The sequence below is a fragment of the Nocardioides sp. SYSU D00065 genome (assembly GCF_017916425.1).
Classification (GTDB): Bacteria; Actinomycetota; Actinomycetes; order Propionibacteriales; family Nocardioidaceae; genus Nocardioides.
Genome location: NZ_JAFMSX010000005.1, coordinates 1 through 12,951, shown reverse-complemented (window position 1 = coordinate 12,951; position 12,951 = coordinate 1). Strand labels below are relative to the sequence as shown.

The following is a 12,951-nucleotide window of genomic DNA, read 5'->3' as shown; positions in this document are numbered from 1 at the left end:
ATGGACACGGTGAGTACGGTCACCCCCATGACGTTGTCGACCCTCACCCAGTCCGAAGCAGCGCGCCGCTCGGCCCTCGTCGAGGTGCAGCGCTACGACATCGCGGTGGACATGACAGGCCTGCTCGAGGGCGACCGCTTCGCCTCCGTCAGCACCGTCACCTTCACCTGCGCCGAGCCCGGCGCGAGCACGTTCGTGGACGTCGCGATGGACGTCAGCAGGGCCACGCTCAACGGTGCGGAGCTCGACGTCTCGACCGCCGCCGACGGGCGCCTCCCCCTGCCTGCGTTGGCGGCGGAGAACGTCCTGGTCGTCGAGGCCAGCACCACCAACACCGGCACGGGCGAGGGCATCCTGCGCACCGTCGACCCGACCGACGACCTGGTCTACGTCTGGACCAGCCTCGAGCCCGACGAGGCACGGCGGGTCTGGGCGTGCTTCGACCAGCCCGACCTCAAGGCGCCGCACCGCTTCGTGGTGACGGCACCCTCGTCGTGGCTGGTCACCTCCAACGGCGCGCCCGAGTCGGTCGTGGACGCCGAGGCCGCGGACGCCCGCGTGTGGACCTTCCCCGACACGCCCCGCCTGTCGACGTACGTCGTCGTGGTCAACGCCGGGCCGTTCCACGAGGTGCGCCGCCGCCACGACGGCTACGACCTCGGGTTCTACTGCCGCCAGTCCCTGGTCGCGGTGCTGGAGCGCGACCTCGACGAGCTGGTGACGCTGACCAGGCAGGGGCTGGCGTTCTTCGGCGAGCGGTTCGGCTACCCGTTCCCGCAGGAGCGCTACGACCAGGTCTTCGTGCCCAACCTCGGCGGCGCGATGGAGAACTGGGGCTGCGTCACGTACGGCGACGGCCAGCTGTTCCGCACTCCCCCGACCCACGCCCAGCGGGCGCTGCGTGCGGAGTTCGTCCTGCACGAGATGGCGCACATGTGGTTCGGCGACCTGGTGACCATGCAGTGGTGGGACGACCTGTGGCTCAACGAGGCGTTCGCGTCCTGGGCCGCCAACTGGGGCATGGTGGGCGCGACCGCGTTCACCGAGCAGTGGGCCACGTTCCTCGCCGCCGCCAAGCGCAGCGCCTACGAGATGGACATGAGCCCGGCTCGGCACCCGATCCGCAGCGACGTCCCCGACGTCTCGACCGCGATGTCCAACTTCGACGCGATCACCTACGTCAAGGGCCAGAGCGTGCTCCACCAGCTCGTCGCCTACATCGGCGAGGACGCCTTCGTCAAGGGGTTGCGCGACTACTTCAGCCGCTACGCCTTCACCAACACGCGGCTCGACGACCTCATGGACTGCTACTCGCGTGCCTCGGGTCGCGACCTGTCGGCGTGGACCGCCGCGTGGCTCGACGAGGCCGGCACCGACGTGATCTCGCTCGAGGGCGACGAGCTGGTGGTGGAGACCACCGACGGCCAGGAGCCTCGTCCGCACCGCCTCGACATCGCGGTGTTCGACACCACCGGCGACGACCTCGTGCCGGTCGCCCGCTCGTCCCACGAGGTCGGCGGGCGACGCACACCGGTCGACCTGCCGGACGGCGAGCTGCGACTGCTCAACGCCGGTGACCACACGTTCGCCGCGGTCAAGCCCGATCCCGCCTCCCTGGAGCTGATGCTCGCCCGCATCCAGCAGCTCGAGGACCCCCTCGACCGCGCGCTGGTCAGCGCCACGGCCGGCCAGCTCCTGCTGCTCGGCGACGTCGCGCCCCGCGACGTCGCCGCCGCGCTCACCCGCGCCCTGGCGACCGAGACCAGCCCGGCGCTCATCGAGCCGTTCCTCGGCCAGGCGCTCCAGGTCGCGGACCGCTGGGCGCCGGCCGAGGAGTCTCCCGGCTTGCTGCGCGAGCTGGCCGACGCCGTGACCGGACTCGTCGAGCTGCCCGACGCCCGGCAGGCCGCCCTGCGGACCCTCGCGGCCTCGGCGTCCACCGACGAGCACTGGGCGGTCCTGGAGGCCGCCGCCGACCAGGCCACCGACCTCGACCTCGCCTGGCGGATGGCCGTGCGCCGCGCCGAGCTCGGCGACTACGACGAGGACCGGGTGGCGCGGCTGCTGGAGGCCGACCCCGACCCCGACGCCGGGATGCGCCGGCTCGCCGTGCTCGCCGCGCGCCCCGACCGCGAGGCCAAGGAGGAGGTGTGGAAGGCGTTCTTCGTCGACTACGCCGTCCCGGCCAGCCGGGAGACCCTGGTCCTGGGCTCGACGTTCTGGCGGCCGGGGCAGGCCGAGCTGCTCGCGCCGTTCACCCACCGCTACCTCGAGGAGCTGCACACGCTCAAGGGCGGTCTGCTCAACCAGGGCCTCACCATCCGGGCGATGTACCCGCTCGGCGCCGGGGACGAGACGTTCCTCGCCGCCGCCGAGGAGGCGGCCGACGACCCGAGCCTGATGGCCTACGCCCGCAACCAGCTGCGCGCGAACTCGTTCGTGCTCGGCCGGATCCTGCAGGCCCGCCGGCTCTGATCAGGCCTCGGGGCTGTCGTCCTTGCGGCGCAGCCCCGACTCGTCGAGCGGGAAGCGCTCCGAGCGCTGACGCGCGATGGCGGCACCGATGAGCCCGGCGAACAGCGGGTGCGGCCGCGTGGGGCGCGAGCGCAGCTCGGGGTGCGCCTGGGTGGCGACGTAGTAGGGGTGCACGTCGGCGGGCAGCTCGACGAACTCGACCAGGCCGAGGTCGGGGTTGATACCGGAGAAGACCAGGCCGGCGTCGGCGAGCGTCTGGCGGTAGGCGTCGTTGAACTCGTAGCGGTGCCGGTGGCGCTCCTCGATGACGCCCGTGCCGTACGCCTGGCGCACCACGCTGCCCGCGGCGAGCTCGGCCTGCTGGAGCCCCAGGCGCATCGTGCCGCCGAGGTCGCCGGCGCCGTCGACGTACTTCTTCTGCTCCTCGATGGTGGAGATGACCGGCTCGACCGTCTCGGGGTCGAACTCCGTCGACCCGGCCTTCTCGAGCCCGGCGACGTTGCGGGCGTACTCGATCACCATGCACTGCAGGCCCAGGCACAGTCCGAGGGTGGGGATGCCATGGGTGCGGGTGTAGCGCAGCGCGCCGAGCTTGCCCTCGATCCCGCGTACGCCGAAGCCGCCGGGCACCAGGACCGCGTCGACGTCGGAGAGGTGGCGAGCGGCGCCGGCCTCGGTCCGGCACTCGTCGGAGGCCACCCAGCGGATGTTGACCTTCGCCTCGTGGGCGAAGCCGCCCGCGCGCAGCGCCTCGGCCGGCGACAGGTAGGCGTCGGGCAGGTCGACGTACTTGCCGACCAGCGCGACCGTGACCTCCTCGGACGGGTGGTGCACCCGCCGCAGCAGGTCGTCCCACGTCGTCCAGTTGACGTCGCGGAACGGGAGGTCGAGGCGGCGCACGACGTAGGCGTCGAGGCCCTCGCGGTGCAGCACCTTGGGGATGTCGTAGATCGACGGCGCGTCGGCGGCGGTGACCACGGCCTCGTCGTCGACGTCGCACATCAGCGCGATCTTGCGCTTGATCCCGTCGGGCAGCTCCCGGTCGGCGCGGCACACGATGGCGTCGGGCTGGATGCCGATCGAGCGCAGCGCGGCCACCGAGTGCTGGGTCGGCTTGGTCTTGAGCTCGCCGGACGGGCCGATGTAGGGCACCAGCGAGACGTGGATGAAGAAGCAGTGGTCGCGCCCGATCTCGTGGCGCGTCTGGCGTGCCGCCTCGAGGAACGGCAGCGACTCGATGTCGCCGACCGTGCCACCGACCTCGGTGATCACCACGTCGACGTCCGGGCCGCCCATCGCGAGGATGCGGTCCTTGATCTCGTTGGTGATGTGCGGGATGACCTGGACGGTGTCGCCGAGGTAGTCGCCGCGGCGCTCCTTGGCGATCACCGTCGAGTAGACCTGCCCGGTCGTCACGTTCGCGATCTGGTTGAGGTCGGTGTCGAGGAACCGCTCGTAGTGACCGATGTCGAGGTCGGTCTCGGCGCCGTCGTTGGTCACGAAGACCTCACCGTGCTGGAACGGGTTCATCGTGCCCGGGTCCACGTTGAGGTAGGGGTCGAGCTTCTGCATCGTCACGCGCAGGCCGCGCGCCTTCAACAGGTTGCCCAGGCTGGAGGCCGTGAGGCCCTTGCCGAGGGAGGAGGCGACGCCTCCGGTCACGAACACGTGCTTGGTCGGCGTGGGGCTCTTCACGGGCTTCGATCCTACCCGAGGGGGACGGCGCCGTCAGAACCCGACGCACCGAACGACCCGCCCGGGGTGGTGAGCGAGCGCTGCAGGGCGAAGACGGTCGCCACCCGGCCCGCCTCGGTGTCGATGCCGTCGACGCTCGCCACGGTCGCCGACGCGGGGTCGCCGCGCAGGCGCCCGAGCTGGCCCGCCTCGCCGTCCGCCGTGACGCCGGCCACCACGACACCGACGGACTGTGCCGCCAGGCCGCCGGCCAGACCGGCCAGCACCGCGTCGGCGCCCTCGTCGTGCGCGTCCTCGCCGAGGACGAGCAGCACCAGCGGCGAGCGCTGGGAGACCTCGCTGGGAAGCGCCATCAGGCCGGCGCCGGCGATGGCGTCGGCCACGGCGCGCGACCTGCCGGTGACGTCCTGCCCGGCCTCGTCCTTGCTCGCCACGGCGAGGCCGAGCAGCTGACCCATCCGGTCGTACGTCGGCGCGTCGGCGGCGACGACACCCTCGGCCTGCTGCGTCAGCAGTTGGCTGCCCAGCGTGTCGACCAGCGACTTCTGGCTCGGGTCGACCAGGTCGGCGCCCAGGTCGTAGCGGGCGCTGACGGACCCGCCGGCGGCCTCGACCAGCGCCGTGAGCGCGCTGACGTGCTGCTCGTCGGCTCCCGGAACGGTGACCACGGCGACCGACCGGTCCTCGAGGCGGCCCGCGACGATCGGCGGGCCCACCACGGACACGAACTCCTCGGTGTAGGCGGCCTGCGCCGGGTCCGCCGCAGCGGGGGCCTCCTCCGCTGAGCGACCGGCCGTCGCGACGGTCGGGCCCACGTCGGAGAGCGGGCCTCCGCCCAGGACGATGCCGGCGGCCAGGGCCAGGAACACGGCGACGATGGTGAGCAGGTGGTGACGCAGGGTGATCACGGGAGGAGTCCTCGTACGTTGTCGATCAGGTCGGAGGTGGTGCGGGAGACGGCCGGGGAGACGTCGTCGACCCATTCCTGGCCGACCGGCGTGACGCTGACGGCCGCGGCCAGGGCCAGCACCCCGGCGGCGAGAGCGCCGACGAGGTGCCGGGGCCGCACCGCGCCGTCGTAGAGCCGGGGCAGGGCGGCGGCGTCGACGAGGTCCGGGCCGAGCTTGAGCCGGGTGAGGAAGGTGCTGGCGAGGCCGGCGCGACGACGGTCGAGGAACTCGTCGAGCGTCGCGTGCATCCCCACGCCCACGATGAGCGAGGCCTGGTGAGCGGAGGCGAGGAGCAGGGCGGCGTCCTCGGTCGTCGCCGAGGTCTCGAAGCGCAGCGGGCGGATGCCCAGCCGCTCGAGGTGCTCGGTGGCGCTGCGCGGCGCCCCGCGCTCCACCAGGACGACGACGTCGCGTGCCTTGCGCAGGACCGCGGCGCTGGGTTGGTCGTCGCCGTCCCCGGTCACGACGACGACGTCGGGACGGTGCCCTGCGCTCGCCAGGGCGTCGGCGCCGCGGTCCACGCCCACCAGAACGGGACGCTGCTCGCGCACGAACGGCTTGATCCCCCGCAGCTCGTCCTCCCAGCCGTGCGAGCGCACGGCGACCACGACGGGACGCCCGGCCATCTCGGTCGCGGTGCTGGGCACGCCGTGCCCGTGCAGGAGCAGGTCCTGCTCACGTCGCAGGAACTCGGTGCTGTTGTGGGTGAAGCTCTCCAGCTGCGCTGCCAGGCCGCTGCGCGCCTTGGCCATCTCCGAGCGCACCAAGTCGGGGGTCAGCTCGCGGGCTGCCGCGACCAGGTCGTCGCCGGCGTAGACCACTCCCCCGTCGATGCGGACCTCGGTGCCGTCCTTGAGCCGGTCGAACACCTCGGGGCCGGCGCTGTCGACCACCAGGACACCGGCCTCGACGAGCCGCTCAGGACCCAGGTTGGGATAGCGGCCCGAGATCATCGGACCGGCGTTGACGACCGCGACGACACCGGCGTCCACGAGGGACTGCGCCGTCTCGCGGTCCATGTCGACGTGGTCCAGCACGGCGACGTCGCCGACTCGCAGCCGGCCGAGCAGGCTGGCTGTGCGTCGGTGGACGCGCGCGGGGCCGTGCACACCGGGACGGCTGGGGGCGGGGCGGGAGCGGACTGCGAACTTCATGGCCCCGTCATCGTCTCAGCCGCCCTGCCGCCCTTCCGGGAGGCACGCCCGCTCGGGCGCGGCGGCGGCGAGCAGCTCGCGCGCGTGGGCGCGGGCGCTGTCCGAGTCCTCCACCCCGGCGAGCATCCGCGACAGCTCACGCTCGCGCTCGGCCTCGTCGAGGGAGACCAGCCCCGAGGTGGTGACCGAGCCGTCGCTGGACTTGTGCACCACGACGTGACGGTCGGCGTACGCGGCCACCTGGGGCAGGTGGGTCACGACGAGCACCTGCGAGCTGCGGGCGAGCGCGGCGAGGCGGCGTCCGACCTCGATCGCGGCTCGTCCGCCCACGCCGGCGTCCACCTCGTCGAACACGAAGGTGGGCACGGACCCGGTCTCGGCCAGCGACACCTCGAGCGCGAGCATCACCCGGGACAGCTCGCCGCCGGAGGCGCCCTTGTGCAGCGGCCGCGCCTCGGCACCGCTGTTGGCGGCGAGCAGGAACTCCACCTCGTCCACGCCGGCCGAGCCGGCGCGCAGCCAGCGCCCGTCGACGTGCAGCACCGCTCCCGCGGGCGACTCGGGCGCCGGGACCTCGTGCTGGCTGACCGCGATGGTCACGGTGGCGTGCGGCATGGCGAGCGAGGTCAGCTCGTCGGTGACCGCCGCCGCGAGCCGGCTCGCGGCGGCGGCACGCTGGTGGCTGAGGGTGGCGGCCAGCGCGCCGAGCTCCTCGCGCAGGCGGTCGCGCCGCGAGGCGAGCTCGCTGATGCGGCTGTCGGTGTCCTCGAGGTCGAGGAGCCGCTTGGCACCGTCCTCGGCCCAGGCCAGCACCTCGTCGATGGTCTCGCCGTACTTGCGCGTGAGGGCCGTCAGAGCGGCGCGGCGCTCCGAGACGCTCGCCAGGCGGGCCGGGTCGGTCTCCAGGCTGGCGGCGTAGGAGGCGACATCCGCGGCGACGTCCACCAGCAGGTGGCCGAGCTCGGCGATGCGGTCGGCGAGCTCGCCGGCGGTCGCGTCGTGCTCGCGGACCCCCTCGAGGGCCTGGCGGGCGGCGCTGGTCGTCGCAAGGGCGTCGACTGCGCCCTCGTCGCTGGACAGGGCCTCACGCGCCGTCTCCGCAGCGGTCCGCAGCGTGTCGGCGAAGCCGAGCCGGGTCTCCTCGGCGGCCAGCTCGACGTCCTCACCCGGCCTGGGGTCGACGGCCTCCACCTCCCCGAGCCCGAAGCGCAGCTGGTCGGCCTCGCGCGCTCGCTCGCGGGCGGAGCCGACCACCTCGGCCAGCGTCCGCTCGGTCGCCGCCAGCTCTGCCCACAGACCGGCGTACGCCGCTGCGGTGCGCGCCAGCGCCTCCCCTCCGAAGCGGTCGAGCGCCGCCCGTTGCGCGCCCGCCCGCAGCAGCCGGTGCTGGTCGGACTGGCCGTGGACGGCCACGAGCGGCTCGGCGACCTCGGCGAGGGCGGTCACCGGCACAGAGGCTCCGCCCACCCAGGCGCGCGAACGGCCCTGGGCGGCCACGTTGCGCGCGAGCACCACCCGGTCCTCCTCGACCTCGCCCCCGTGCTCCTCGACCGCCTCACGGAAGCCCGCCAGCGCAGCCGTCGCGACGACTCCCTCGACCCGCGCCTGCCGGGCGCCGGTGCGTACGGCGCCGGAGTCCGCTCGGCCGCCGAGGAGCAGGCCCAGCGCGGTCACCACCATGGTCTTGCCGGCACCGGTCTCGCCGGTGATCACCGTCAGGCCCGGGCCGAGCTCCAGTGTCGAGGACTCGATCACGCCCAGCTGGGTGATCCGCAGCTCCTCAAGCATCCTCGCCTCCTTCCCGGCGGCGCCGCTCGGCTGCACCGCGCCAACCCTCGACCGGCAGGCCGAACTTGGCGACCAGGCGGTCGGTGAACGGCGCCTGGTGCAGTCGGACCAGGCGTACGGGCCGGTCGCCGCGGCGCACCTCGATGCGCGCCCCCGGAGGCAGGTCGACGGTGCGGCGACCGTCGCACCACAGCACGCCGAAGCCCTCGGTGTTGGCGAGCACCTCGACGGCAAGCACGGAGGTCGGCGCCACCACCATCGGGCGGGCGAAGAGCGCGTGCGCACTGAGCGGGACCATGAGCAGCGCCTCGACCTCCGGCCACACCACGGGGCCGCCGGCGCTGAAGTTGTAGGCGGTCGAGCCGGTGGGCGTTGCGCACACCACGCCGTCGCAGCCCCAGCGCGACAGCGGACGACCGTCGACCTCGACGACCACCTCGAGCATGCGCTCGCGAGCGGCCTTTTCGACGCTCGCCTCGTTGAGGGCGAACGTGGAGAACAGCACCTCCTTGCCGACCAGCACCTGCACACCGAGCGTGAGGCGGTCCTCGGCGGTGTAGTTCCGCGCGACGATCGAGGCGATCGTCGAGTCGAGGTCGTCGGGCTCGGCCTCGGCCAGGAACCCGACGTGGCCCAGGTTGATCCCCAGCAGCGGGGTGCAGGTCTCGTGGGTCAGCTCGGCGGCGCGCAGGATGGACCCGTCGCCACCGATCACCAGGACGAGCTCGCAGCCCTCGCCCGGCAGGTCGGGCAGCGTCGTCTCGACGAGCCCGTCGGCGTCCTCGAGACCCAGGTCGGCGGCCTCGTCCGCCAGCAGGCGCACGGCGATCCCGTGCTGGTTGAGCGCCGTGACGCACGCACGCGCCACCTCCCGCACCTCGGACCGGCCGGTGTGCGCGAGCAGCAGCACGCGGCGCTCGGGGGTCTGGTGGCTCACGGCTCCACCCTCTCACCCGCCACCCCCAGCGAGGCGGCGCGATCCACCTCGGCACGGATGTCGTCGGCGCCGATGGCCGGCGCTCCGGCGCGCAGCAGCAGGAAGAACTCGACGTTGCCCGACGGGCCCGGCAACGGGCTCACCGTCACCGCGACCGCGCCCCACCCGCGAGCGGCCGCGAGGTCGGCGATCGTGGTGACGGCCTCGGCGCGCAGTCCGAGGTCGCGCACCACCCCGCCCTTGCCGACGCGCTCCTTGCCCACCTCGAACTGGGGCTTGACCATCAGCGCGAGCTCGCCGTCGGGCCGTGTCACCGACAGCAGCGGATCGAGGACGAGGGCGAGGGAGATGAACGACAGGTCGCCGACGACGAGATCCACCGGCTCCCCCACCACGTCGAGGGTGAGGTCGCGGATGTTGGTGCGGTCGTGGACCTGCACCCGCTCGTCGCTCTGCAGGGACCAAGCGAGCTGACCGTAACCGACGTCGACCGCGACCACCTCCCGAGCACCGGCGCGCAGCAGCACGTCGGTGAACCCGCCGGTGGACGCGCCGGCGTCGAGGCACCGCTTGCCGCGCACCGTCAGTCCGTGAGCCGCGAACGCCTCGAGCGCGCCCGCCAGCTTGTGTCCGCCGCGGGACACGTAGTCGACCGTCGTCGGGTCCTCGCGCACCACGATCGCCACATCGGTCGTCACGCCCGTCGCGGGCTTGGTCGCCACGGCGCCCGACACGGAGACCCGTCCGGCCGCCACCAGCTCGCTGGCGTGCTCGCGGGAGCGGGCCAGGCCGCGACGGACGAGCTCCTGGTCGAGGCGAAGTCGTCGTGGAGGCACGGTCCGTCAGGCGCCCTGCACGCCGTCGCGCGGGGAGTCCGGCTGGGCGTCGAGCGCGCGGCGCAGCTGCTCGTGGGCCCGTTCGAACACCGCCACGTGATCAGCCACGGGTGCATCGGCGAGAGCAGCCACCTCAGCGAGGACGGCGTCCACGGCCGTCACGCCGGTCCGCTCCACGTCCGAGACCTGATCCATGGCCGCGAGCCTACTCGGAGCCCGGCGTCCGGACCGGTCCGGGCGGCGTCGTGTCGGATACGTCCGCCGCGGCGCCGGTCGTGTCGAGGTGGTGCCAGCAGGCGCTCGCCGCGACCCGCCACCAGTCGGCGTGTGCACCCTCTCCCGACACCACGAGCCGGCCCTCGGAGACCGTCGCGGCCCACCCACCGAGCGCAGCACCGGCGCCGCTCAGCACGGGGACCGGGTGCGGCTCGAACAGGCCGGCGAGCGTGGGCGAGAGGTACGTCGGCCGCAGCTCGGGCGTGGCCGTGGCCAGGTCCTCGAGCCACGTCACGCCGGTGAGGACGAGCAAGGACGGCACGGCGATCGCGTGCGCGCCCTCGATGTCGGTGTCGAGCCGGTCGCCCACCATGATCGGCCGGTCCCCGCCCACCCGTCGTACGGTCTCCGCCATCAGCGGCCGCCGCGGCTTACCCGCGACCGTGGCCTCGACGCCCGCGAAGCCGGTGATCGTCCGCACGAGGACTCCGTGTCCCGGCGCGAGGCCGTAGGGCGTGGGGACCGTCATGTCGGTGTTGCTCGCCACGTAGGGCAGGCCGTCCCGGACGAGGCTGGCGGCTCGCATGATGTCGCGCCACCGCACGTCGGGGCCGTAGCCGCTCGCGACCGCCACTGCGCCGGCGGGGTCGTCGACCGGCTCCAACCCCTCATCGAGGAGCGCGACGCGCAGGCCCTCCCCACCCAGGAGCAGCACCTTGGCACCCGTGCCGTGCTCGGCGGCGAGGAGCCGGGCGGCCGCCTGGGCGGAGGTGACGACATCGGCCGCAGTCGCACCGACGCCCAGGCCCACGAGCTTCGCGGCCACCTGCGCGGGCGTGAGCGAGGCGTTGTTGGTGACGAATGCGACGTGTCGACCGGTGTGCCTGAGTCGCTCGATGTACGCCGCGACGTCGGGTATCGCCTCACCGCCCACGTAGACGACGCCGTCGAGGTCGAACATGACCAGGTCGTGCGCGTCCACCAGCGGCGTTGCCGACTCCTCGAGCATGCTCGACCCCTTCCCGGACTGTGACGAGAGTCCCTCTACGATGCTCCGATGGACTTCGCCACCGACGTGCCGCCGTACGTCGCGAAGCCCCTCGAGCTCCGCCCGTTCCGGGCGGTCATGCTCGCCCCGGCGCGCGTCGGGGATCCCGCTTCCGCCCGGGCACTGGCGCGACCCTATCGCGATGTCGCGGACCGGTTGATGCAGTGGATCGACCAGGGACGCGCCGTCGCCGACACCGCGCCGGCCGTCTACGTCCACGAGTACACCGCGGACGGTCTCACCGTCCGCGGACTGGTCGGTGCGCTCGCGGTCTCGAAGCGCGCCGAGGCGCTGGCCGACCGCGCCGTCTGGCCCCACGAGGCCATCCATCCCGAGCAGGCCGGCGAGCTTGCCGATCGGATGCTGCAGATGGACCTGAACCCCGCACCGATCCTGTTGGTGCACCACGGTCGCGCTGAGCTTCGAGACCTCGTCGCCGGCGTCGTCCGCACACCTCCCGAGTGGAGCTACCTCGATCGCACCGGCCAGCGCCAACGCATCTGGGCCATCCGCGACCGCGAACAGCTGGCCACGCTCGCCGACCTGGTCGCCGACACCCGGTGCCTGCTCGCCGACGGGCACCATCGCTACGCCGCGTACCTGCGACTCCAGCAGGAGCACCCCGGCACCGCGTGGGACGCGGGCCTGGCGATGCTCGTGGACCAGCACGACACTCCCCTGTTCCTCGGAGCCATCCACCGGACGCTGCCCGGTGCGACGCTCGAATCCCTCCTGCACGCCGCTCGAGCCGCCGACGCCGACGTGGTCGAGCGCGACCGGCAGCAGGCGCTCCGAGCTCTGGACGGGGCCCACCTCGTCCTCACGGACGGAACGTCGTGGCACACGGTCGAGCCACGCGGCCTGGAGCGGCAGGCCGTCGTGGCGTGGCTGCACGAGCGCGTGGTCGATCGGGTGACAACGCCGGCGCTTCGGGTGACCCATCACCACACCGTCGACGAGACGCTCGCAGCCGCGAGCCCCGCCGCACCGGCGGTGCTGTTGCCCAGCCCCGACGTCGAGCAGGTGCAGGCCCTCGTCGAATCGGGAGGCCTGCTCCCGGAGAAGGCCACCTCGTTCCAGCCGAAGCCGAGCCTGGGGGTGCTCATGCGCCCGGTGAGCGACGGATGATCCGCGCACTCGAGGCCTCCACCTCGACGCGCGACCGGGTCGCCCCTCCCGCCTGGAAGAAGCGGCAGCGTACGGCGCCGACCACCTCCACGAGGTCGCCCGCGCGCCACGTCACGATGGTGCGCCGCAACCGGGGCTGCCAGGCGGTGCAGGGCACGGAGTCCACCCGCTGACCGACGGCTGGCCGGGACCCTCCCGCTGCCGGCACCGGCACCCGCGGCACCGAGATCCGGAAGGTCACGAGCGCGTCGCCGCTCGGCAGCTCGATCAGGCTCGGCTCGCCGCTGAGCCGGCCGACAAGGCGCACGTCGTTGATGGCGCCCGCTGCCTCGTCCTGGTCTGCGCGCCGATGCGCCTTCTGCTTGGGCGGCGGCCCGGCGGGGACCGTCTCGCGGGCGTTGGCGCTGGACGTCGTGCTGACTGTCTTGGTGCTCGGGTTGCTGGATGTCTTGGTCACGGTTGCACCTCCTGCGACCGAGCCTGCTGACACCCACCGACACCTCGGCCGGCCCTCGAGCCACCCTGTGGACGAGACGCGAGTCAGGAACACTGTGGACGGAAAACGGCCCGCGCGAGCCGGCTGCAAGGAGCCCACATGCAGAAGTGGGGCCACCCGAAGGTGACCCCACTTCCACAAGGTATGTCCGGCGGCGTCCTACTCTCCCACAACCTCTCGGTTGCAGTACCATCGGCGCTGAAAGGCTTAACTTCCGGGTTCGGTATG

11 protein-coding genes and 1 rRNA gene are annotated in these 12,951 nt (G+C 73.1%); 2 read left to right on the top strand and 10 right to left on the bottom strand.

The window, feature by feature from the left end; all coding sequences use genetic code 11:
• Nucleotides 1-27 precede the first annotated feature (27 nt).
• Nucleotides 28-2,475 carry an aminopeptidase N gene (gene pepN / locus J3P41_RS17150; protein ID WP_210651791.1) on the top strand — a complete coding sequence of 816 codons (2,448 nt, stop codon included), beginning with the start codon at nt 28-30 and terminating at the stop codon, nt 2,473-2,475.
• Here the strand turns inward: pepN and J3P41_RS17145 are convergent, their stop codons facing one another.
• The 8 genes from J3P41_RS17145 to J3P41_RS17110 are packed head-to-tail and all read right to left on the bottom strand — an operon-like array spanning nt 2,476 to nt 11,060.
• Nucleotides 2,476-4,170 carry a CTP synthase gene (locus tag J3P41_RS17145; protein ID WP_210651789.1) on the bottom strand — a complete coding sequence of 565 codons (1,695 nt, stop codon included), beginning with the start codon at nt 4,168-4,170 and terminating at the stop codon, nt 2,476-2,478.
• Nucleotides 4,171-4,181: 11 nt separating this feature from the next.
• A complete protein-coding gene (locus J3P41_RS17140; protein WP_210651784.1) occupies nt 4,182-5,078 on the bottom strand; it encodes a copper transporter in 897 nt (298 codons plus the stop codon).
• On the bottom strand, nt 5,075-6,274 hold the full coding sequence (steA, locus tag J3P41_RS17135; RefSeq protein WP_210651783.1) for a putative cytokinetic ring protein SteA: 1,200 nt from the start codon (nt 6,272-6,274) through the stop codon (nt 5,075-5,077). The genes J3P41_RS17140 and steA overlap by 4 nt, the downstream gene beginning before the upstream one ends.
• A 15-nt stretch (nt 6,275-6,289) precedes the next feature.
• Entirely contained in the window at nt 6,290-8,062 is a 1,773-nt protein-coding gene (gene recN / locus J3P41_RS17130; RefSeq protein ID WP_210651782.1) for a DNA repair protein RecN, read from the bottom strand.
• Nucleotides 8,055-8,999: an NAD kinase gene (locus tag J3P41_RS17125; RefSeq protein ID WP_210651781.1), complete on the bottom strand. Its 945-nt coding sequence runs from the start codon at nt 8,997-8,999 to the stop codon at nt 8,055-8,057. Before J3P41_RS17125 ends, recN begins: the two co-directional genes overlap by 8 nt.
• Nucleotides 8,996-9,835, bottom strand: a complete 840-nt coding sequence (locus tag J3P41_RS17120) for a TlyA family RNA methyltransferase (protein ID WP_210651780.1) — start codon at nt 9,833-9,835, stop codon at nt 8,996-8,998. Before J3P41_RS17120 ends, J3P41_RS17125 begins: the two co-directional genes overlap by 4 nt.
• A 6-nt stretch (nt 9,836-9,841) precedes the next feature.
• Complete coding sequence (locus J3P41_RS17115) at nt 9,842-10,030, bottom strand: hypothetical protein (protein ID WP_210651774.1); 189 nt, start codon at nt 10,028-10,030, stop codon at nt 9,842-9,844.
• Between the two features lie 10 nt (nt 10,031-10,040).
• A complete protein-coding gene (locus J3P41_RS17110) occupies nt 10,041-11,060 on the bottom strand; it encodes an HAD-IIA family hydrolase (RefSeq protein ID WP_210651773.1) in 1,020 nt (339 codons plus the stop codon).
• Nucleotides 11,061-11,108: 48 nt separating this feature from the next.
• On the opposite strand from J3P41_RS17110, the gene J3P41_RS17105 reads away from it, so the two are divergent.
• Nucleotides 11,109-12,227 (top strand): DUF1015 family protein, encoded by a 1,119-nt coding sequence (locus tag J3P41_RS17105; protein WP_210651772.1) that lies wholly within the window; start codon nt 11,109-11,111, stop codon nt 12,225-12,227.
• On the opposite strand, the gene J3P41_RS18805 is transcribed toward J3P41_RS17105, so the two are convergent.
• Complete coding sequence (locus J3P41_RS18805; protein ID WP_307862051.1) at nt 12,202-12,684, bottom strand: single-stranded DNA-binding protein; 483 nt, start codon at nt 12,682-12,684, stop codon at nt 12,202-12,204. The two genes, J3P41_RS17105 and J3P41_RS18805, sit on opposite strands and share 26 nt — an antisense overlap.
• Before the next feature lie 185 nt (nt 12,685-12,869).
• A 5S ribosomal RNA gene (gene rrf / locus J3P41_RS17095) occupies nt 12,870-12,951 on the bottom strand; the annotation flags it as partial.